General features: G+C 62.7%; 19 protein-coding genes and 1 riboswitch. Of the genes, 7 read left to right on the top strand and 12 right to left on the bottom strand.

Annotated features, from left to right (window positions below; all coding sequences use genetic code 11):
* Positions 1–83: 83 nt before the first annotated feature.
* The 3 genes from HB777_24895 (at position 84) to HB777_24905 (ending at position 4,097) form a co-directional block, all read left to right on the top strand.
* Positions 84–1,616 (top strand): ATP-binding cassette domain-containing protein, encoded by a 1,533-nt coding sequence (locus HB777_24895; GenBank protein QND66829.1) that lies wholly within the window; start codon positions 84–86, stop codon positions 1,614–1,616.
* Positions 1,613–2,905, top strand: coding sequence for a sugar ABC transporter permease (locus tag HB777_24900; protein ID QND66830.1), 1,293 nt, complete (start codon positions 1,613–1,615; stop codon positions 2,903–2,905). The genes HB777_24895 and HB777_24900 overlap by 4 nt, the downstream gene beginning before the upstream one ends.
* A gap of 199 nt (positions 2,906–3,104) precedes the next feature.
* Positions 3,105–4,097, top strand: coding sequence for a GguC protein (locus HB777_24905; protein QND66831.1), 993 nt, complete (start codon positions 3,105–3,107; stop codon positions 4,095–4,097).
* A 194-nt stretch (positions 4,098–4,291) separates the two neighbouring features.
* Here HB777_24905 and HB777_24910 read toward each other — a convergent pair whose 3' ends face one another.
* Both HB777_24910 and HB777_24915 read right to left on the bottom strand, forming a co-directional pair.
* On the bottom strand, positions 4,292–5,062 hold the full coding sequence (locus tag HB777_24910; GenBank protein QND66832.1) for an ABC transporter substrate-binding protein: 771 nt from the start codon (positions 5,060–5,062) through the stop codon (positions 4,292–4,294).
* Positions 5,063–5,169: 107 nt separating this feature from the next.
* Complete coding sequence (locus tag HB777_24915; protein QND66833.1) at positions 5,170–6,264, bottom strand: 2'-deoxycytidine 5'-triphosphate deaminase; 1,095 nt, start codon at positions 6,262–6,264, stop codon at positions 5,170–5,172.
* A 139-nt stretch (positions 6,265–6,403) separates the two neighbouring features.
* Positions 6,404–6,481: riboswitch (SAM riboswitch) on the top strand.
* A gap of 57 nt (positions 6,482–6,538) precedes the next feature.
* Between HB777_24915 and HB777_24920 the strand changes: the two genes are divergently transcribed.
* Positions 6,539–7,726 (top strand): O-succinylhomoserine sulfhydrylase, encoded by a 1,188-nt coding sequence (locus tag HB777_24920; GenBank protein QND66834.1) that lies wholly within the window; start codon positions 6,539–6,541, stop codon positions 7,724–7,726.
* 6 nt (positions 7,727–7,732) lie between these two features.
* On the opposite strand, the gene HB777_24925 is transcribed toward HB777_24920, so the two are convergent.
* Positions 7,733–8,884, bottom strand: a complete 1,152-nt coding sequence (locus HB777_24925) for a glycosyltransferase (protein ID QND66835.1) — start codon at positions 8,882–8,884, stop codon at positions 7,733–7,735.
* Between the two features lie 244 nt (positions 8,885–9,128).
* On the opposite strand from HB777_24925, the gene apaG reads away from it, so the two are divergent.
* A complete protein-coding gene (gene apaG, locus HB777_24930; GenBank protein QND66836.1) occupies positions 9,129–9,521 on the top strand; it encodes a Co2+/Mg2+ efflux protein ApaG in 393 nt (130 codons plus the stop codon).
* A gap of 35 nt (positions 9,522–9,556) precedes the next feature.
* Here the strand turns inward: apaG and HB777_24935 are convergent, their stop codons facing one another.
* The 3 genes from HB777_24935 to HB777_24945 all read right to left on the bottom strand — a co-directional run bounded on the left by HB777_24935 (position 9,557) and on the right by HB777_24945 (position 12,795).
* Entirely contained in the window at positions 9,557–10,564 is a 1,008-nt protein-coding gene (locus HB777_24935) for an Hsp33 family molecular chaperone (protein ID QND66837.1), read from the bottom strand.
* 102 nt (positions 10,565–10,666) lie between these two features.
* Entirely contained in the window at positions 10,667–11,578 is a 912-nt protein-coding gene (argF, locus tag HB777_24940; GenBank protein ID QND66838.1) for an ornithine carbamoyltransferase, read from the bottom strand.
* A 17-nt stretch (positions 11,579–11,595) separates the two neighbouring features.
* Positions 11,596–12,795, bottom strand: coding sequence for an aspartate aminotransferase family protein (locus HB777_24945; protein QND66839.1), 1,200 nt, complete (start codon positions 12,793–12,795; stop codon positions 11,596–11,598).
* 357 nt (positions 12,796–13,152) lie between these two features.
* On the opposite strand from HB777_24945, the gene HB777_24950 reads away from it, so the two are divergent.
* On the top strand, positions 13,153–13,671 hold the full coding sequence (locus HB777_24950; protein QND66840.1) for a GcrA cell cycle regulator: 519 nt from the start codon (positions 13,153–13,155) through the stop codon (positions 13,669–13,671).
* A gap of 128 nt (positions 13,672–13,799) precedes the next feature.
* On the opposite strand, the gene HB777_24955 is transcribed toward HB777_24950, so the two are convergent.
* The 3 genes from HB777_24955 to HB777_24965 form a co-directional block, all read right to left on the bottom strand.
* Positions 13,800–14,810, bottom strand: a complete 1,011-nt coding sequence (locus HB777_24955) for a magnesium and cobalt transport protein CorA (protein QND66841.1) — start codon at positions 14,808–14,810, stop codon at positions 13,800–13,802.
* Between the two features lie 91 nt (positions 14,811–14,901).
* Positions 14,902–15,627, bottom strand: a complete 726-nt coding sequence (phoU, locus tag HB777_24960) for a phosphate signaling complex protein PhoU (GenBank protein ID QND66842.1) — start codon at positions 15,625–15,627, stop codon at positions 14,902–14,904.
* 114 nt (positions 15,628–15,741) lie between these two features.
* Complete coding sequence (locus tag HB777_24965) at positions 15,742–17,007, bottom strand: two-component sensor histidine kinase (protein ID QND66843.1); 1,266 nt, start codon at positions 17,005–17,007, stop codon at positions 15,742–15,744.
* A gap of 223 nt (positions 17,008–17,230) precedes the next feature.
* Between HB777_24965 and ppk2 the strand changes: the two genes are divergently transcribed.
* A complete protein-coding gene (gene ppk2 / locus HB777_24970) occupies positions 17,231–18,139 on the top strand; it encodes a polyphosphate kinase 2 (protein ID QND66844.1) in 909 nt (302 codons plus the stop codon).
* A gap of 56 nt (positions 18,140–18,195) precedes the next feature.
* Here ppk2 and HB777_24975 read toward each other — a convergent pair whose 3' ends face one another.
* The 3 genes from HB777_24975 to HB777_24985 form a co-directional block, all read right to left on the bottom strand.
* Complete coding sequence (locus HB777_24975; protein ID QND66845.1) at positions 18,196–18,963, bottom strand: crotonase; 768 nt, start codon at positions 18,961–18,963, stop codon at positions 18,196–18,198.
* Complete coding sequence (locus HB777_24980) at positions 18,960–19,598, bottom strand: GNAT family N-acetyltransferase (GenBank protein ID QND66846.1); 639 nt, start codon at positions 19,596–19,598, stop codon at positions 18,960–18,962. The genes HB777_24975 and HB777_24980 overlap by 4 nt, the downstream gene beginning before the upstream one ends.
* 97 nt (positions 19,599–19,695) lie before the next feature.
* Positions 19,696–20,427, bottom strand: a complete 732-nt coding sequence (locus HB777_24985) for a LuxR family transcriptional regulator (protein QND66847.1) — start codon at positions 20,425–20,427, stop codon at positions 19,696–19,698.
* Positions 20,428–20,524: the final 97 nt, after the last annotated feature.

A 20,524-nucleotide genomic window follows, 5' to 3' on the forward strand; every position in this document is an offset into this window, starting at 1 on the left:
TAAAGCGCGTTGCCTGAATCCGCCTCAACGCGACGCGCTTTAGTCCCGGCATTGTTCCGGACCTCGGAGGAGCGGTATTCCTGATGGCCTCGACGATTTTGGAGATGCGCGACATCACCAAGACGTTCCCCGGCGTAAAGGCGCTGTCGAACGTCAACCTCAGCGTCGAGGAAGGCGAGATCCATGCCGTGGTCGGCGAGAACGGCGCCGGCAAATCGACGCTGATGAAGGTGTTATCAGGCGTCTATGCGTCCGGCACCTATGACGGCGCGATCGTCTACCGTGGTGAGGAGTGCCATTTCAAAGGCATTCACGACAGCGAACACAAGGGCATCGTCATCATTCACCAGGAACTTGCGCTGGTGCCGATGCTGTCGATTGCCGAGAACATTTTCCTTGGCAACGAACACGCCAAATTCGGCGTCATCGACTGGAATGCCAACGAGACGCGCACCAGCGCCTTGCTCAAGAAGGTGGGCCTCAAGGAGGACCCCAAGACGCTGATCACCAACATCGGCGTCGGCAAGCAGCAGCTGGTCGAGATCGCCAAGGCGCTCAGCAAGGAAGTCAAGCTGCTGATTCTCGACGAGCCGACGGCGAGCCTGTCCGAAAAAGACAGCCAGACGCTGCTCGACCTGCTGCTCGAATTCAAGCGCCAAGGCATCACCTCGATCCTGATCTCGCACAAGCTCAACGAGATAAACCGGGTCGCCGACAAGGTCACCATCATCCGCGACGGGCGGACCATCGAGACACTGGCCAAGAAAGACATCTCGGAAGACCGCATCATCACCTCGATGGTCGGGCGCTCGCTCGACGACCGCTATCCGCCGCGCGAGCCTGACATCGGCGAGGTCGTGTTCGAAGTGAAGAACTGGTCGGTCTATCATCCGCTCCATGCCGACCGGCAAGTGATCAAGGGCATCGATGTCAACGTGCGCAAGGGCGAGGTGGTGGGTATCGCCGGGCTTATGGGCGCCGGACGCACCGAATTCGCCATGAGCCTGTTCGGCCGCTCCTATGGCCGCCGCATCACCGGCGAGGTGCTGCTCAACGGCAAGCCGATCGATGTCTCCTCGGTCAGCAAGGCGGTGGCCCATGGCGTTGCCTACGTCACCGAGGACCGCAAGACCTACGGTCTCAACCTGATCGACCATATCAAGCACAACATCACGCTGGCCAACCTTGGCGGCGTGTCGCGCCACGCCGTGATCGACGATTTGCGCGAACTCGCCGTCGCCAACGACTACAAGGCCAAGACCAACATCCGCTCGTCCAGCGTCTATCAGATGACCGGCAATCTATCGGGCGGCAATCAACAGAAGGTGGTGCTGTCGAAGTGGCTGTTCGCCAATCCGGAAGTGCTGATCCTCGACGAGCCGACGCGCGGCATCGACGTCGGCGCCAAGTACGAAATCTACACCATCATCGCCCGCCTCGCCTCCGAGGGTAAGGCGATCATCGTCATCTCGTCGGAGATGCCTGAACTCCTCGGCATCACCGACCGCATCTACGTCATGAATGAAGGGCGCATGGTTGGAGAAATGGCGGCGAGTGACGCCAGTCAGGAAAAGATCATGCGCGCCATCGTTCGAGGAGAAGGAAAAACATCATGACAACCGAAAGCGCTCCCGCGCCGAAAAGCGGCGTCGCCGAAGATGTGCAGCAGGGGCCGCGCGTTGCCGTCTCGGCGCTGATCACCAATTTGCGCGACTACGGCCTGATCCTGGCGTTGATCGCCATCATGGTGTTCTTCCAGTTCACCACCTCCGGCACGCTGTTCAAGCCGGTCAACCTGAGCAATCTGGTGCAGCAGAACAGCTTCATCATCGTGATGGCGCTGGGCATGCTCTTGGTCATCGTCTCCGGCCATATTGACCTCAGTGTCGGCTCCGTCGCCGGTTTCATCGGCGCGCTGGCGGCGATGATGATGGTCATCTGGCCGCTCGGACCATTCAGCAATCCGCTGGTGGTGTCGATCATCTGCCTCATCATCGGCGGCGGCATCGGCGCTGCCCAAGGCTACTGGATTGCCTATCACCGAATACCGAGCTTCATCGTGACGCTGGCGGGAATGCTGATCTTTCGCGGCATCTGCCAGGCGCTGCTGGGTGGCGGGTCTTCGGTGGGGCCGCTTCCAGACGGCTTCAAGGCGCTCAGTTCCGGCTTCATTCCCGACTTGATCGGCCCCTTGACGCTGATCCCACCGACGGTGAACGCCGCTGGCAAGACCATCATGGGCAGCGGCATGACCCTGCACATGACGACGATTGTGCTGGGCCTGATCGCCGTGCTCGCCTATGCTTATTTCGGACTCAAGGCACGGCGTACTCGCGAAGCGCATGGCTACCAAGCCGAGCCCTTCACGCTGTTCGTCATCAAGACCTTGGTGACCAGCGCGCTGGCGCTGTTCCTTGTCTACCAGTTCGCCAGCTATAGGGGCCTGCCGATCGTACTTATGGTGATGGGCGCGCTGATCGCATTGTTCGTCTTCGTCACCAAACGCATGACGATCGGCCGCCGCATCTACGCCATGGGCGGCAACGCCAAGGCGGCGCAGCTGTCGGGCATCAAGACCGAGCGGCTGACCCTGATGGTGTTCGTCAACATGGGCGTGCTGTCGGCGCTTGGCGGCCTGATCATAGCGGCGCGCCTGGGGCAGGCCGTGCCTGCGGCGGGCCTCGGCAGCGAACTCGACGTCATCGCCGCGGTGTTTATCGGCGGCGCCTCGGCGATGGGCGGCGTCGGCCAGGTCATCGGCGCGGTGGTCGGCGGCTTCATCATGGGCGTGATGAACAACGGCATGTCGATCATGGGCGTCAATGTCGACTGGCAGCAGGTGGTCAAAGGCCTGGTGCTGCTCGGCGCCGTGGTCTTCGACGTCTACAACAAGAACAAGGGTTAGCCCGGGAGCGGAAACCAGGACGGCATACGGGTCACATCGCGGCGCTGCCGGGCAGTGCAAAGAAGTCCGGTGAAGGACTAGGTTCGCGAGCGCAATCCGGACGAAGAATTTCAACCCGTGGCACGGATAGGTCTGCGCTGCGCCGGGTAAGGTTTGTCAAAGCGGCAACCGAGCCAAGACAATTCAGAGAGGGTTTATCATGCTGATCTCCCAGATCCTCGACGACGCCGAGACCATCCGCGTCGTCGCCCGCAACGGCGGCAAGACCCGGATCATCAACGGCGCCCGCAGCGTCTATTCGCTGGCCATGGAAGCCGCGCGCACCGGCACCGGGCTCGTTGCGCTGATCGAACGCAAGGGGCTTGGCGAGACAGTCGATCTCGAGGCGGCCTACAAGAAGGGGCGGCTGCTGTCGCCGATCAACCACCCAGACCCGGCGCATCTGCACCTGACCGGCACCGGGCTGACGCATCTCGGCTCGGCCGCGACACGCGATTCCATGCACAAGAAGCTCAGCGCCGATGGCGAGGAGCAGCTCACCGATTCCATGAAGATGTTCCGCATGGGGCTGGAGGGCGGCAAGCCCGCGAAAGGCCAGATCGGCGTGCAGCCGGAATGGTTCTACAAGGGCAACGGCACGATGGCGGTGGCGCCAGGCGCCGCACTCCTGTCACCGGCTTTCGCCAAGGACGCCGGCGAAGAGCCCGAGGTGGCCGGCATCTATGTCATCGGCGACGACGGCGCGCCCTTCCGCGTCGGCTTCACGCTGTCGAACGAGTTTTCCGACCACGTCACCGAACGCGTGAACTATCTGTTCCTCGCCCATTCCAAGCTGCGCAACGCCTCGTTCGGTCCGGAGATCCTGATCGGCGACCTGCCTTCCGATATCAGGGGCAGCTCACGCATCCTGCGCGACAGCGAGGTGCTATGGGAAAAGCCGTTCCTGTCCGGTGAAGCGAACATGTCGCACACCATCGCCAATCTCGAACATCATCACTTCAAATATGCAGCCTTCCGCCAGCCGGGCGACGTGCATGTGCACATGTTCGGCACGGCGACGCTCTCCTTCGCCGACGGCATCAAGACCGAGGCCGGCGACGTGTTCGAGATCGAGGCCAAGGATTTCGGCCTGCCGCTGCGCAACCCGCTCGAGATCGAGCAACCGGTGAAGGTGGCGGTTAGGGCGCTTTGACAGCGTAATCTCCCCCTCGTGGGGGAGATGGCCGGCAGGCCAGAGGGGGGCGCTATCCCGCCAGCGTCTCAATCAAAACAACTGTGCCTTCAGGCTATTCCCGCTGCTCTTAAGGAGAGGTCGCGATCCTTCGCGCCCCCCTCTGCCCTGCCGGGCATCTCCCCCACGAGGGGGAGATTGGCAGTTCCCACGCCTCAATAAATATCGAAGTCGAAATACTTGGCCTGGATCTTCTTGTAGGTGCCGTCGGCGACGATGGCGTCGATGGCCGCGTTGAGCTTGTCGCGTAGTGCTGTGTCGTCCAGGCGAACGGCAATGCCGGCTTGCGTTTCCGTGCCCTTGACATCGCCGACCAGCTTGCAGCAGCCGTCGCTTGCCTTCTTCAGCCAGTCCATCAGCACGAACTTGTCTGAAAGTACGGCGTCGAGACGGCCGTTGGTCAGGTCGGTGATCGCCTCTTCCTGGGTCGGGTAGAGCTTTGCCTCCGCGCCCGCCTTGCCATAGGTATTCTGAGCATAGTCGGCCTGCGTGGTCGAAGCCTGGGCGCCGACCGTCTTGCCGGCAAGGGCTGCCGGTTCGGTCGAAGTGAGATCGCTGTCCTTCGGCGCCACCAGAGCGAGCGGTGTCGTATAATATTTGTTGGTGAAGGCGACCTGCTTCTTGCGCTCCTCGGTGATGCTCATCGAGGCGATGATGGCGTCGAACTTTTTGGCCTGCAGGGCGGGTATGATGCCGTCCCAGTCCTGGGTGACGATCTCGCACTCGACCTTCATCTGCGCGCACAGCGCATTGGCGATGTCGATATCGAAGCCTTCGACCTTGCCGTCAGCCGTAATGGTATTGAACGGCGGATAGGCGCCCTCGGTGCCGATCTTGATTTTCTCAGCCGCCTGCGACAGCGAGCCGGCCGCCAGCACCAGCACGGCAGCGCCGGCCGCCGATATGATCCATTTCGAAATCTGCATTTTCTTGGTTCCCCTTGAACGCCGCTAGCTTGACGACCAGCAAGGCAGCCAAGCATGGCGAGCCGGTACAGGCAAGTATTTTGCCTGACGGTATAGGCGCTCAGCGCTCAGCGCGCGGCGCGGAAATGCTTGGACAGCTTCAGGCCCTGAGCCTGGTAGTTGGAGCCGAGATCGGTGCCGTAGAGCGCCTGCGGCCGCTTCAGCATGTGCTCGTAGACCAGCCGGCCGACGATCTGGCCATGGTCGAGGATGAACGGCACTTCGTGGCTGCGCACTTCCAGCACAGCCCGGCTGCCGGTGCCACCGGACGCGGAATGGCCGAAGCCCGGGTCGAAGAAGCCGGCATAGTGGACGCGGAACTCGCCGACAAGCGGATCGAAGGGCGTCATCTCGGCGGCGTAGAGCGGCGGCACATGCACCGCCTCCTGGCTGACGAGGATGTAGAACTCGTCGGGATCGAGCACCAGCTCACCGGCGCCGCTCTTGTGGATCGGTTCCCAGAAGTCGACGACCTCCTGTGCCGCGCGCTTGTCGACATCGACGAGACCGGTGTGATGCTTGCCGCGGTAGCCGACCAGCCCATTTTGATCGCCGTTGAGGTCGATCGACAGCGCGATGCCGCCGCCGGAAATGTTCGGCGGCTCGGTGGCGACCAGCATCTGCGCGCGATGCAATTCATGCAGCTCGGCTTCCGAGAGCAGCGCATTGCCGGTGCGGAAACGTATCTGCGACAGACGCGAACCGGTGCGCACGACAATCGGGAAGGTGCGCGGGCTGACCTCCAGATAGAGCGGGCCATGATAACCGGCGGCGATCTTGTCGAACTCGTGGCCGCGATCGGTCATGACACGGGTGAAGATGTCGAGCCGCCCGGTCGAGCTCTTCGGATTGGCCGAGGCCGAAATGTCCGCCGGCAATGCCAGGCTTTCGAGCAGCGGCACGATATAGACGCAGCCGGTCTCCAGCACCGCGCCCTCGGCAAGATTGATCTCGTGCAGCTGCAGCCGATCGAGCTTTTCCGAAACCTTGTGGTTGGGACCCGGCAGGAAGGAGGCACGCACCCGCCAGGCCTTGTCGCCGAGCCTGAGATCAAGGCTGGCCGGCTGGATCTGGTCGGCGTCGAGCGCACGCGCCGACTTCAGCGCGCCGGACTGGAGCAGCGCCGATATGTCCTGATCTGGAAGAATGCCTGTCTGCCGCAAGGCTCCGCTCCTTAGCCAGGCGATTTTTCTTGTCGCAGGTTCTTGCCGCAAAACCGTGGAACACTTTTGCGGAACCTGCTTGGTACAAACCTCTTAATGAAGCCGGCAATTGACGCAAGCGTGGCGCGGGTCTAAAGGGTCGTTATCCCGTGGTGATTTGGCCGGTCGGCTTGCAGCCACGTTAAACAAGTCGCTAAAGGACCGTCGGGCCGCAAGGCCGTATGGACCGGTTGCGACTTTCGCGGCCGGTTTTTTTGTGTCTGGAAGAAGAGCGATGAGCACCAAGAAGCGCAACTGGAAGCCTCAGACGGCACTCGTGCACAGCGGAACGCTGCGTTCCGGCTTCGGCGAAACGTCGGAAGCGATTTACCTTACCCAGGGCTATGTCTACGAAACCGCGCAAGCCGCCGAAGCCCGCTTCAAGGGCGAGGAGCCGGGCTTCATCTATTCGCGCTACGCCAATCCGACCGTCGACATGTTCGAAAAACGCATGTGTGCACTCGAAGGCGCGGAAGACGCGCGCGCCACCGCGTCGGGCATGGCCGCGGTGACGGCGGCGCTTCTGTGCAGCGCCAAGGCCGGCGACCATATCGTGGCGGCGCGCGCATTGTTCGGTTCGTGTCGCTGGGTGGTCGAGACGCTGGCGCCGAGATACGGCATCGAGGCGACGCTGGTCGACGGCACCGACATCGCCAATTGGGAAAAGGCGGTCAAGCCGAACACCAAGCTGTTCTTCCTGGAAAGCCCGACCAACCCGACGCTGGAAGTGGTCGACATCGCAGCGGTCGCTTCGCTTGCCAATACGATCGGGGCGCGACTGATTGTCGACAATGTCTTTGCTACGCCCCTTCAGCAGAAGCCGTTGCAGCTCGGCGCCCATATCGTCGTCTATTCGGCGACCAAGCACATCGATGGCCAGGGGCGCTGTCTCGGTGGCGTCATCCTGTCGGACAAGAAGTGGATCGACGAGAACCTGCACGACTATTTCCGCCACACCGGACCCAGCCTGTCGCCGTTCAACGCCTGGACGCTGTTGAAGGGCCTGGAAACGCTGCCGCTGCGCGTGCGCCAGCAGACGGAAAGCGCAGGCAAGATCGCGGATTTCCTGGCCGAGCGGCCGGAAATCGCCCGTGTCATCTATCCCGGGCGCGCCGACCACCCGCAGGCCGATATCGTCAAGAAGCAGATGGCGGGCGGCTCGACGCTGATCTGCCTCGACGTCAAGGGCGGCAAGCAGGCGGCCTTCGCCTTGCAGAACGCGCTCGACATCGTGCTGATCTCCAACAATCTCGGCGATGCCAAGAGCCTGATCACCCACCCGGCGACGACGACGCACAAGAATTTGAGTGACGAGGCGCGCGCCGAGCTCGGCATCGGGCCGGGCACGCTCAGGCTGTCGGTTGGCCTGGAAGATACCGACGATCTGCTAGAGGACATCGCGCAGGCGCTGAAGGCCAGATAGAGGCCTTCACGCGCCGGACGGCGTCTCTTCCAGCTCGGCCGCCTTGGTGCCGATGGTCATCGCGTTGCCGCGCCAGTCGACGGCGCCGCCGAGCCAACCGCGCGCCCACATCGCCGGCAGGATCAGGTCGCGCGCCATGATCGCCGCGACCATGCGCGGCGACAGGTACCAGCCCTTGGACCAGGCCAGGGCGCACTCCGGAAGGTAGAAGGCCGCCAGCACGGTAAGGGCGGTTGCCCAGAGGCTGACGCCGGCACTTGCCGCCGCAAGCAGCGCAAGCACCAGCGGCACCACCGCGCCAGTCAGGATTTCGGGTGCGAAGAACAGCGGGAAAGTGACGCGGCGCAGGCGCGCCCAACGGGCCTGGCGCGACCAGATCTCGTCGAACGTGCGCCGGCCGAGCGGCTGCTCGAAGGGCGCGGCGACGAGATTGACGCGCAGGCCGAGGCTGTTCACCAGCTTGGTCGCGGCGGCATCCTCGGCGATCTCGGCGGCCAGCGCGCGGATGCCGCCATTGGCGTCGAGCATCGGCTTGTTCCAGAGCATGCTCTTGCCCTGGGCAAAGCCAAGGCCAAGCGCATCGCCGGCATATTGCCAGCGCGCCTGCAGCGTGTTGAGGAAAGCGCATTCGACCTCGGCCCAAAAGCCGGCCGGCCGCGAGCCGATCGGCGTCGAGCAGACAAGGCCGGTGCCGGGCCGCCATGCAGCCATGAGGTGCTGGACGTAATCCCTCGGCATCAGCACGTTGGAATCGGCCAGGATGACCCAGTCATGGCGCGCCGCTTCCCAGCCCTTGAGGCAATTGTTGAGTTTCGGATTGGCGCTGATACGGTCGTCGCCGACCAGCAGCCGGGCCGGCACCTTTGGAAACAGGGCAATCGCCCTGTTTATCAGTTTGACCACCGGATCGTCGGCATGGGCGACGCAGAAGATCAGCTCATAGCGCGGCCAGTTGAGCGAGAAGGCACGCTCCAGCGTCTCATGCGTGAACGGCTCGACGCCACGCGCCGGCACGACGATCGACACCGGCTGCGGCTTGCCGGCCGGCGGCGCGATGGTGCGGCGCCGTTTCAGGCGCGAAGCGGCAAGCACGATGCTGGCGAGATTTGAGAGGACAAGGGCAGTCGAAAGCGTGGCGGCTATGAGAGTGAGTTCCATCGAGATCCGGTCACTCCAGAAAAACCGGTCCGCCAGAACAATCTGGCTGGCATGACGACCGGTTCAACAGTTCGACAGAGCGCCCGAGTCGCGCGGCACTGATTGGCGCACACCATCATTGTCATGTGTCACCTAAATGACATTCTTTGCCGCCACCTGCCGCTCAATGCGCAATGACAGGACGCGCACCGTTGACCAGCCCGCGTGGAGCGCCGAAAGTTACCGGATTGTTTTGGAGTCGCTTATGTACAGCGCCGTGACGCGCAACATCGAAGTCCAGGTCAGGCCGTTCTATCTGGAGGACCGCTCGGATCCCTCGGAGAACCGCTATGTCTGGGGCTATCAGATAACTATCGACAATCAGTCGGACGATTTCGTGCAGCTTTTGTCGCGCTATTGGCACATCACCGACGGCACCGGCCGGGTCGAAGAGGTGCGCGGCCCCGGCGTCGTCGGCGATCAGCCGGAACTCAATCCCGGCGACAGTTATCAGTACACGTCCGGTTGCCCGCTCTCGACGCCGTCCGGCATCATGGTCGGGCACTACACGATGCGCAACAAGCGGGGCGAGACGTTCGACATCGCCATTCCGGCGTTTTCACTCGATCTGCCGGGGACGCGGCGAACGGTGAATTAGCGTCTTTCTCCCCGTTCTACGGGGAGAAAGAGGGCTCACTGAGCCGCAAATTCCGCTGGGTCGAAGTCATATTGCTTCGAGCAGAATTCGCAGGCGACGTGGATGCCGCCATCCTCGGTGCTGTCCTTGATCTCCTGTGCGGAAAAACCTTCAAGGATGCCGCGGATCTTGTCCCTAGAGCACGAGCACTGGTCGGCGACCGGAACGCCGCCGAAGACGCGCACGCCATGCTCGTGGAACAGCCTATAAAGCAGCCGCTCGGCGCCGATCGTCGGGTCGATCAGTTCAGTCGGCTCGATGGTGCCGAGCAGCGCCAGCAATTCCTGCCAGGAATTGTCGGCCGGATCGTGGATCTCCTCGCGCGGATCGCCATCGCCACCCGGCAGGTCCGGGACGCGCATGCGCTCGGGCGACTGCGGCAGGAACTGCGCCAGGATGCCACCGGCGCGCCACTGCTCGCGGGCCCCGCCGGGTCCGGGCGTCAAAAGCTTGGCCACCGACAGCCTGAGATCGGTCGGGATCTGCTCCGACTGACGGAAATAGGTGCGTGCCGCGTCTTCCAGCGTCTCGCCGTCGAGCTGGACGATACCCTGATAGCGCTGCGTATGGGCGCCCTGGTCAATGGTCAGCGCCAGCACGCCGCTGCCGAGCAGGGTCTGCTGCGACGTTTCTCCTGCCGCGACCAGCGCCTCCAGCCGGTCGGCATCGAAACGCGCATAGGCGCGCAATGCCGAGGGCGTGGAAAAATCCGCGACCAGCATGTCGACAGGCCCGTCGGTGCGGGTCTGCAGGATGAATTTGCCCTCGAACTTGAGCGAGGTGCCGAGCAGCACCGTCAGCACACAGGCCTCCGCCAGCAGGCGGGCGACCGGCTCGGGATAGTCGTGGCGAGTGAGGATGGCGTCGAGCATCGGCCCGAGCTGGACGGTGCGGCCGCGCACATCGAGCGGGCCGACCTCGAACGGCACGACGTGATCGTCGCCGGCGTAGCCGAATTCACCGAGTTTGGGGTGATGTTCAGTCACTTGATAGGTTTCCAACATGACAAAGCTCCAGGGCGCGGCCATGCCGCCCTGAGGGGCGCATGCGACGAAACGCGCTTGATTTGCGTGATGGCCCGCAGATAGGCATCACACCCCCGGAGATCAAGCGCCGAGACACCAGGCGAGCACGGCCTTCTGGGCATGGAGCCTGTTCTCGGCTTCGTCGAAGACCACCGAATGCGGCCCGTCGATAACCTCGTCGGTCACTTCCTCGCCGCGATGCGCCGGCAGGCAGTGCATGAACAGCGCGTCCGGCTTGGCCCTGGCCATCAGCTTGGCGTTGACCTGATAGGGCGAGAACACGTTGTGGCCGCGGGCGCGATGCTCCTGGCCCATCGACACCCAGCAATCGGTGACGATGCAGTCGGCCTGATCGACGGCTTCCTCGGGCGAGCGGGTGAAGTGCAGCTTGCCGCCATGCGCCTGCGACCAGTCGATATGCTTCTGCGCCGGCTCGCTGCCCTCGGGCACGGCGACGTTGAGGTTGAAGCGGAACCGGGCCGAGGCCTCGAGCAGCGAATGCAGCACATTGTTGCCGTCGCCGGTCCAGGCGATGGTCTTGCCGGCGACCGGACCGCGATGCTCCTCGAAGGTCATGATATCGGCCATCAGCTGGCAGGGATGGGTGTCGTCGGTCAGTCCGTTGATCACCGGCACGGTGGCGTTCTCGGTCAGCTCCAGCAGCCGCTCATGCGAGGTGGTGCGGATCATGATCGCGTCGACATAACGCGACAGCACCTTGGCGGTGTCGGCGATGGTCTCGGAACGGCCGAGCTGCATCTCGGTGCCGGTCAGCATGATGGTTTCGCCGCCAAGCTGGCGCATGCCGACGTCGAAGGACACACGCGTGCGCGTCGACGGCTTGTCGAAGATCATCGCCAGCACCTTGCCTTCAAGCGGCTTGGTCCGCTCGCCGGCCTTGAGGCGAGCCTTTCGCACCACCGCATCGTCCAGCATGAAGCGCAGATCGCCTTCGGAGACGGCGGAAAGATCGGTGAAATGGCGAACTGACATCAGCAATGGTTCCGGGATTACTTCGCGGCGGCGGAGGCGATCGCCTCCGCCAGGCCCTTGGCGCCGGCGCGGATGCGGTTGAGCGCGTCGTGGATCTCGGCATCGGTAACGGTGAGCGGCGGCAACAGGCGAATGACGTTGTCGCCGGCCGGAACCGTCAGCAGGTGCTGGTCGCGCAATGCCATGTTCACCTTGGTGTTGGGCATGGCGCATTTGAGGCCGAGCATCAGCCCGGTGCCCCTGATGTCCTCGATGACTTCGGGAAACTCGTCGGCGACCGACGCGAGACCCTGCTTCATCAGCAGCGCCTTGCGCTGGACGTCTTCGAGGAAGCCGTCTTCCAGCACGACATCGAGCACGGCGTTGCCGACAGCCATGGCCAGCGGGTTGCCGCCGAACGTGGTGCCATGCACGCCTGCGGTCATGCCGACGGCCGCTTCATCCGTGGCAAGGCAGGCGCCCATCGGGAAGCCGCCGCCAATGCCCTTGGCGATCGCCATGATGTCTGGCGTAACCCCTGACCATTCATGCGCGAACAGCTTGCCGGTGCGGCCGATGCCGCACTGAACCTCGTCGAAGATCAACAGCAGGCCGTGCTGCTCGCACAATTGCCGCAGTCGCTTCAGCGATTGCGTCGGCACCGGACGGATACCGCCCTCGCCCTGCACCGGTTCGATCAGTATGGCGGCCGTTTCCGGTGTGATCGCCTTCTCGGCGGCGTCGATATCGTCGAAACCGACCTGATCGAAACCTTCGACCTTGGGGCCGAAGCCTTCGAGATATTTGTACTGGCCGCCGGCCGCGATGGTCGCAAGCGTACGGCCATGGAAGGCGCCTTCGAAAGTGATGACGCGGAAGCGCTCCGGGTGTCCGTTGACGAACTGGTAGCGGCGCGCCGTCTTGATTGCGCATTCCAGCGCCTCGGCGCCGGAATTGGTGAAGAACACCTTGTCGGCGAAAGTGGCGTCGACCAGCCGCTCGCCGAGCCGGCTCTGCCCCGGGATCTCGTAGAGATTGGAAACATGCCAGAGCTTGGCGGCCTGCTCGGTGAGTGCGGCGACCAGATGCGGATGGCTGTGGCCAAGCGAGTTTACGGCGATGCCGCCGGCAAAATCGAGATATCGCTCGCCTTTGTCGGTAATCAGCCAGGTGCCTTCCCCGTGGTCAAAGGCCAGGGGTGCGCGAGCAAAGGTCTCGTAAAGCGCCGAACCGCTCATTATATGCGTCTCCGGTACCGGAAAATCAAAAAAGCCGCCAAAGCGGCGGCCTGTGCGGCTTATCGTGTTTTTCGGCCATGAAGTCAACGAAAACGTCGCGTAGTGGCGCGCGGCGAGCCCCCTGACGAGACGCCGGCTCATAAGCGACCGGGCAAGTTGGGGAAAACCGAAAAAACCGATTCGTGTTGCACTTGGGACTCTTGTCACCGAGTCAGCGCATAGAGTAGTTGTAGTCGAGAAATAACTAGATTTCGTGCGGCGGACCTAATCACCAGATATATGTGGTGTCTGCCCCGGCAAATGTTGCCGGGTCGGGAAAGGATTCCGATTGCCGCACGCTTAGAGGAGCGCGGTCTCATGAACTGGACTGACGAGCGGGTAGAACTCTTGAGGAAACTGTGGTCGGAGGGTCTGAGCGCAAGCCAGATTGCCGCACAGCTTGGAGGGGTCAGCCGTAACGCGGTCATTGGCAAGGTGCACCGGCTGAAACTGTCGGGCCGCGGACGCTCGACCGCAACGCCGGCACGCCAGAAGAAGGCGGCGCAAGGATCGACCGTTCAGAAATCGGTATCACGCGCAGCAACCGCTACCCGCCACGTCACGACGTCGATCGGCGCGACGGCCTTGCAGACGCAGTTCGACGCTGAACCGGTGGCACGCCACTACATCCGCCCGGTCGAGAATGTCGTGTTGCCGATCTCGCGGCATCTGCAGCTCGTCGAGCTGACCGAGCGGACCTGCAAATGGCCGAACGGCGATCCGCTTTCGGAGGACTTCCATTTCTGCGGCAACGAGGCCGCCGAAACCGGACCCTACTGCAAGTATCACGCCCGCGTGGCATTCCAGCCGGCATCGGAGCGGCGGCGGAGCCGATAGTTAGGGATTAGGCGGTAGGGAATAGGCAGTAGGGCAATTTGCTCTGAACTTCTTACCCTACTGCCTATTGCCTATTGCCTATTGCCTATTGCCTATTGCCTATTGCCTATTGCCTACTGCCCTACTCTTCACAGCCACCCATTCTTGCGGAACCGCCAGTAGAGGAACGCGCAGATCAGCGCGATCGTGGCCAGAACCACCGGATAGCCGTATTCCATCTTCAGTTCCGGCATATCGCTGAAATTCATACCGTAGATACCGGCGAGCGCCGTCGGCACCGCCAGGATGGCGGCCCATGAGGCGAGCTTCTTGGTGTTCGCCGTTTCCTGGCTCTGGCCGACCAGAAGGCTGGCTTCAAAAGCGAACGCCAGCACCTCGCGCAGGCTGTCGATCTTCTCCTGGACGGTGCGGATGTGGTCGGTGACGTCGCGAAACAGCGGGTGCATGGCCGTATGGATCTGCGGCAGCTCGGCGCTGGTCAGCCGGCGGCAGACTTCGACCAGCGGTAGCGCCGCATTGCGCAGGCGCAGGAGATCGCGGCGCAGCATATAGAGCCGCTCGATATCGGGACCGGTCATCGGCTTCAGCAGAATCTTGTCCTCGATCGCCTCGACCTCGTCCTCGATCTGCTCGAGCACCGGCATGTAATTGTCGACGATGAAATCGAGAATGGCGTAGAGGACGAAATCCTCGCCCTTGGCCAGCGAGTGCGGGCAGCTTTCCCAGTGCTGACGAACGGCGGCATAGGACGTCGAGGGACCGTGCCTGACGCTGACGATGTAGCCGCTACCGACGAACAAATGGGTCTCGCCGAAGGTGACCCGGCCGTCGATCAGCTGCGCGGTGCGGGCGACGATGAACAAGGCGTCGCCATATTGTTCGATCTTCGGCCGCTGGTGCGGGTGCTCGGCATCCTCGATCGCCAGCTCATGCAGGTGAAACTGCGCCTGGACGCGAAGCAGCAGGTTGCGGTCGGGCTCGAGCAGGCCAATCCAGACGACATGTCCGGATTTTTTTGCCCATTCGCCGGCTTCCTCGATGGGGATGTCGGCGATGCGGCGCCCGGCCGTGTAGACGCCGCAAGCGATAATGCCGGATGTCGGCGCAGACGCCGGGGTCAGGTTCCGAACATTTTCCATCACGACCTCCCGAAGCAAACCCACGGACGAGGATAGAGGCAAAGCCCGGAAAGCTTAGCGCAATTCGCGTGGCGGTTCGAGAGGCCGCCGTTCACTTCACCGGCAGCGTCCCGGAAAGGCCGATCTTGTCGGTCTTGTCGCCCTTGGGCCGCTCGGCCGGCAACTGCTCGCCGGTGACGATGTAGTAGATGGTCTCGGCGATGTTGGTGGCGTGATCACCGATGCGCTCGATGTTCTTGGCGCAGAACAGCAGATGCGTGCAGGGCGTGATGTTGCGCGGATCTTCCATCATGTAGGTCAGCAATTCGCGAAACAGCGATGTGTACATGGCGTCGATCTGGTCGTCGCGGTCGCGCACGAAACCGATCTTGTCGACCGAGCGCGATGCATAGACATCGAGCACTTCCTTGAGCTGGGTCAGCGCCAGGTTGGCCAGGGCCTCGAGGCCGCGGAACAGGCTGGTCGGCTGGCGTCCGTCGGTAACGGCGACCACCCGCTTGGCAACGTTCTTGGCGAGGTCGCCGACCCGTTCGAGGTCCGCGGAGATGCGAATGGTGCCGACGATCTCGCGCAAATCCGTCGCCATCGGCTGACGCTTGGCGATGATGATGATCGCCTTGTCGTCGATTTCGCGTTGCCCTTCATCCAGCACGGCATCGTCGCGGATGACCTTCTGAGCCAGTCCCGGGTCGGCATTGACCAAAGCGGCGATGGCCTGCTCGACCATGCGCTCGGCATGGCCGCCCATCGCCGCGATGCGCTTCGACAGATATTTCAGCTCCTCGTCATAGGCGCTGACGATGTGCACGGACTGCATGGCAAAATGCCTTCCCACGGGGTGTTTGGATTTTGAGTCGTTTCCTCGAATCCCCGCTGATACGCTAGCCGGATGACAGAAAAAAGAAACAGTCCCCCCGAAACTAGGGCGATATCAGTGCGTCGGCAAATGAACCGAGAAGGCCGCGCCCTTGCCGACCTCGGACTTGATCGAAAGCCTGGCGTTGTGGCGCGTCAGGATATGCTTGACGATCGACAGGCCAAGGCCGGTGCCTTTCTGGGTGCGGCTGGTCTCGACATCGACGCGGTAGAAGCGCTCGGTGATGCGCGGAATGTGCTCCTCGGGTATGCCGGGGCCAAAATCCCTGATGGTCACGTCGATGCCGGGTTCAGAGCCGGCATCGCTGCGCGCGATCGACACCGTCACGCGCCCGCCCGACTGGCCGTATTTGCAGGCGTTTTCCAGGAGGTTCTCGAAAACCTGGAAAAGCTCGTCGCGATCGCCCGGCACATCAAGCGGCCCTTCGGCAAAGTCCCGCTCGATGGCAACGCTGTTTTCCCTGGCCAGCGGTCCGAGTGAATCGATGACGCTGTCGATGGTTTCGCGCAGATCGACCTCGGTTCCAGGTTTCAGATAGGGCTTCATCTCGAGCCGCGACAGCGACAGCAAATCGTCGATCAGGCGCGCCATGCGGCCGGTCTGGCTCTGCATGATCTGCAGGAACTGATCGCGCGCCGCCGGGTCATTGCGGGCTGGCCCGCGCAGCGTTTCGATGAAGCCGGCGATGGAGGCGAGCGGCGTGCGCAGTTCGTGGCTGGCATTGGCGATGAAGTCGGCGCGCATGCGGTCGATCCTGCGCGCTTCGCTCTGGTCCTTGAACACCAGCACATAAAGATCGGTGGCGTGACCGACCGAGGACGCGCTCACCCGGTAGGCCCGTTCGACCGGCAGCTTTTCCGTATAGTCGACGACATCGGAGGCGACGTCGCCCGACAGCACACCGTCCAGCAGCGCCTGCATTTCCGGCGCCCGGAACTTCAACGACAGCGACATGCCCGGCGCGATCCCGCCGAAGGCGGCGAAAGCGGCGGCATTGGCATGCACGATGGTGGCGGTCCGGTCGAAGATGATCAGAGGATCGGCGACCGCGGCGGCCAGATATTCACCGGAAAGCCGCTGCAGGCCGGTGGCCTCGATGGCAGCGCCGCTCTCGGTGGATTGGCGCGCGCCGGTGGCCGGCAGTATCGCCGCGACAAGCAGCAGGAGCAGCGCCGCGAGGACGACATAGGCTGAAATCCCGGCCAAGGCATAGACAATGACGACCGCGACGATGCCGGCCGCAAGCAGCCAGCGGCTGTTCCACAGCCGTGTGGCCATGGTTTGCGCGATGCCTCTCTGCTCTGCATCCAGGTCAGCCATTCGCTCGTGAGCCCGCACCCCATGCCTTCGCACCCGGCCGCACCGTGACGAAAACTTCCGCTCGGCCGGTTGCCGCATGACCCCGAAAATCGGGAATCGATTTTCGGAAAGGATCATGCGCAAACTAAAAGTGCTACAGCGTCTTTTGCGCGTCCAAACGGATGCGCGGCGCTGTAGTGGCTCCCCATAGCATGAGTCCGGAAGCTGGAAAGGGTTCGTCTTGATGAAAAAAACCAAGGAAAGTTCTGCCGCGCCGACTTCGGGGCCGCTGAAGATCAGGATCGACGGCAAGGAGCGGGAGTTCGACATCGAAAATCCCGCGCTTCCCGACTGGGTCGAGGACAACAAGCTGACCGCCGGCGGCTATCCCTACGACAAGAAGATGAAAAGCGACGAGTATGACGGGACGCTCGAGAAATTGCAGATCGAGCTGGTCAAGGCGCAGGCCTGGCTTCAGTCGACCGGCAAACGGGTGATGGCGCTGTTCGAGGGCCGCGACGCCGCCGGCAAGGGCGGCACGATCTTCGTGGTACGCCAATACCTCAACCCGCGTACGGCACGCAATGTGGCGCTGACCAAGCCGACCCCGACCGAGCTGGGGCAATGGTACTACCAGCGCTATGTCGATCATTTCCCGACATCGGGCGAATTCGTCACCTTCGACCGATCCTGGTACAACCGCGCCGGCGTCGAGCCGGTGATGGGTTTCTGCACGCCGCAACAGCACGAACAGTTTCTCGAGGAGACGCCGCATTTCGAGCGGATGATCTCCAACGAGGGCATCCACTTCTTCAAGTTCTGGCTGAACATCGGCCAGGAAACGCAGCTGGAGCGCTTTCACGACCGCCGCTACAGCCCGCTGAAGAGCTGGAAGTTTTCGCCGATCGACGTTGCCGGTATCACCAAGTGGGACGATTACACAGAGGTGCGCGATGCCATGTTCGAGCGCACGCACAAGGAGTTCGCGCCATGGATCATCGTGCGGGCCAATGACAAGCGACGCGCGCGGCTGGCGGTCATGCGGCGCATCCTGTTGTCGCTGCCCTATGACGGGCGCGATCTCGACGTGATCGGCAAGGAGGACAAGAAGATCATCGGCGAAGGGCCATCGTTCCTCGGCAAGCAGGATTGACGCTTCCGCGCCGCGCGGCCAAGGGCCGCGCGGCGCGTATTCCTTGACGCTTTCGCTCAGGCCGCGAGCCGGGCGATGCGCTGCAATCGCCGCAGCGTGGTGTCGTCCTGCAGCGCCTGCTGGAAAAGCGAAATCTCGTGGTCGATGCGGTCGCAGAGCGCCTCGGTGTTCCCCTTCAACAGGCCGCGCGTCTGCAACAGGGCGGCGACCGGCTTCTTGACAAGCTGTCTCGCCCGGCCAAGCGCCGCTTCCTCGACGGTGCCGCCCGGTACGATCTCGGCGACGAGGCCGAGCGCCCTGGCATCCTCGGCGCGAAGCGTGTCGCCGAGGCAGAAGAAGCGGAAAGCACCGGCATAGCCGAGCTTCTGCGGCGCCAGGATGCTGGTCGCTGCATCCGGCACCAGGCCGAAATCGACGAACGGCACCCTGAACGTGCTCTCATCGGACGCGATCACCATGTCGCAATGGAACAGGATGGTGCAGCCGACGCCGACGGCATCGCCATCGACGCAGGCAAGGATGGGCTTGGGAAATGTCGCCAGCGTGCGAAACAGGTCGGTGACGGCGGCGATCAGTTTCTGGTGCTTGGTGGCATCGAGGAATTCGGAGAAGTCGCCGCCGAGGCAGAAACAGCCTGCCAGGCCGCGCAACACGACGACGCGCACCTCCTCATTGTCGGCGGCTTCATGGAAAGTCCTTGCCAGGCTTTCATAGGCTCTCCTGTCCAGCACCGGCCGGCCGTCACTCGACGACACGGTGACGACCAGCGTGTGATTGCGGAGTTCGGGTTGTGGATGTGCGCTCATGACTGTCTCCGACCTCATGACGCTCGCCTTTGGCCGAGCATGTCGGGATATCCCCTGGCCAGCACGGGAGCAAAATGATTGCGGCGCGACCGCACCACGTCGAGCGTGTGCTCGTTGAAGGTGAGCAGAGTGGCGACCACCTGCTGGTTGCCATAGGTGCGCTGATAGCCCAGCGGGGTCGCCAGGAAGTGCAGTTGCAAGGCGCGCAGCACCCACATCGGCTCGAACTCGATGATCACCTTGTCGACGCCGCGCTTCAGCCCCCACTCGACGAAGCCCGCGATCAGTTCGGTGCCGACGGTCGAGACGCCACGACGGCCATCACGAAAACCGGGAGCCACCGCATAGCGGGTCAATTCCCAGATGTTTGGGCCCGATGGCGGCGTTCCTTCGGAGAGGTCGGTCAAAACCTCGGTCAGCAGATGTGGCCTCGTGGTCGGCAACATCCTTTGATAGCCCGCGACTTCGTCACCTCTGATGACGATCTGATGCACTGCCTCGTCATGATCGAACTGGTCGCGTTCGAGCCCGTCGGGGCGCCTGAGATCATCCCATCCCATCTCCTCGACGAATATCTTGTAGCGCAGCCTGTGGACGGCCTCCCAAAGGTCGGGACGTTCCATCAATTCCTGGGTTGTAAGGGAAAAAAGCATTCCGCCGTCTCCTGTGTTCAGAGGAAGATACGGCCGTGCTTTGATGAGAAAATTGCGTGATCGCGTAGGCAAGGATTTCTAGGCCGGCACGGCCGACCTAACTAATGTAGCCTCGCCTTATCGCTTCGGCGACAGCTTGAACCCGGTTGACGGCACCGAGTTTGCTTTTGGCGTTAAGAAGATGTTTCTCCGAGGTGTGTTCGGAGATGCCGAGGATTTGCGAAATCTCCCATTCGGACTTGCCGACGGCGGCCCATTGCAGGCATTCGCGCTCACGCGGCGTCAGCACGATATGATCGATGGTCTTGCTCGCCATGGTGTGGAGTTGCATGGCGCGGCCAACCGCGTAGGTCGACACCAGCGACACCTGGCCGAACTCGGCAGCGGACAATTCCACGGCCTCGCCGCCCAGTGACACCATGACGATCTGGCCGTCGAGCGTGATCAGCGGGAAGGCCAGCCCATCGCGCAGTTTGAAGGCGCCGGCATCGCCCATCACTTCGCCACTGCTCTTGTCTATGCGGATGCTCTGCGACGCCTCGCGCCACTGGAAGGGCGCCTGCAGCTGTTTCATGTGGCTGACGACGGGGTCGTGATCGACATAGTTGCGTGCCACATAGCGCTCGAGCCACTCGCCAGGCCAGTCGCAGAGAAGCACATGCTGCTTTTGCTGGCCGGCCGGCGTGCCTGGCTGCGGTACGGTTCCCGCCATCAGTGCGGTGAGACCGAAATCCGACGTTATGCCCAGCAGCCTTTCGCAGACTGCCGCCGCCGTTGCGGCGTGCTGCAGTTGGTCTATGAATTCCAGCGTGCGATCGAACTGACTCATCGCAACATCAACCCCATGTTGCCTCATGCATTGCGGCCAATGATGCGTGTCTGATTTACACTTCGCCACCGACCACGGATTGCAAACCGCATGCTTA

Origin of the sequence: Mesorhizobium loti, from assembly GCA_014189435.1 — a bacterium.
GTDB classification, from domain to species: domain Bacteria; phylum Pseudomonadota; class Alphaproteobacteria; order Rhizobiales; family Rhizobiaceae; genus Mesorhizobium; species Mesorhizobium loti_G.

Bases quoted from the DNA above. Each gene is read 5' to 3' on its own strand.
- HB777_24895 (QND66829.1), top strand. From the start codon at position 84: ATGGCCTCGACGATTTTGGAGATGCGCGACATCACCAAGACGTTCCCC.
- HB777_24900 (QND66830.1), top strand. From the start codon at position 1,613: ATGACAACCGAAAGCGCTCCCGCGCCGAAAAGCGGCGTCGCCGAAGAT.
- HB777_24905 (QND66831.1), top strand. From the start codon at position 3,105: ATGCTGATCTCCCAGATCCTCGACGACGCCGAGACCATCCGCGTCGTC.
- HB777_24910 (QND66832.1), bottom strand. From the start codon at position 5,062: ATGCAGATTTCGAAATGGATCATATCGGCGGCCGGCGCTGCCGTGCTG.
- HB777_24920 (QND66834.1), top strand. From the start codon at position 6,539: ATGAGCACCAAGAAGCGCAACTGGAAGCCTCAGACGGCACTCGTGCAC.
- HB777_24925 (QND66835.1), bottom strand. From the start codon at position 8,884: ATGGAACTCACTCTCATAGCCGCCACGCTTTCGACTGCCCTTGTCCTC.
- apaG (QND66836.1), top strand. From the start codon at position 9,129: ATGTACAGCGCCGTGACGCGCAACATCGAAGTCCAGGTCAGGCCGTTC.
- HB777_24935 (QND66837.1), bottom strand. From the start codon at position 10,564: ATGTTGGAAACCTATCAAGTGACTGAACATCACCCCAAACTCGGTGAA.
- argF (QND66838.1), bottom strand. From the start codon at position 11,578: ATGTCAGTTCGCCATTTCACCGATCTTTCCGCCGTCTCCGAAGGCGAT.
- HB777_24945 (QND66839.1), bottom strand. From the start codon at position 12,795: ATGAGCGGTTCGGCGCTTTACGAGACCTTTGCTCGCGCACCCCTGGCC.
- HB777_24950 (QND66840.1), top strand. From the start codon at position 13,153: ATGAACTGGACTGACGAGCGGGTAGAACTCTTGAGGAAACTGTGGTCG.
- HB777_24955 (QND66841.1), bottom strand. From the start codon at position 14,810: ATGGAAAATGTTCGGAACCTGACCCCGGCGTCTGCGCCGACATCCGGC.
- phoU (QND66842.1), bottom strand. From the start codon at position 15,627: ATGCAGTCCGTGCACATCGTCAGCGCCTATGACGAGGAGCTGAAATAT.
- HB777_24965 (QND66843.1), bottom strand. From the start codon at position 17,007: ATGGCTGACCTGGATGCAGAGCAGAGAGGCATCGCGCAAACCATGGCC.
- ppk2 (QND66844.1), top strand. From the start codon at position 17,231: ATGAAAAAAACCAAGGAAAGTTCTGCCGCGCCGACTTCGGGGCCGCTG.
- HB777_24975 (QND66845.1), bottom strand. From the start codon at position 18,963: ATGAGGTCGGAGACAGTCATGAGCGCACATCCACAACCCGAACTCCGC.
- HB777_24980 (QND66846.1), bottom strand. From the start codon at position 19,598: ATGCTTTTTTCCCTTACAACCCAGGAATTGATGGAACGTCCCGACCTT.
- HB777_24985 (QND66847.1), bottom strand. From the start codon at position 20,427: ATGAGTCAGTTCGATCGCACGCTGGAATTCATAGACCAACTGCAGCAC.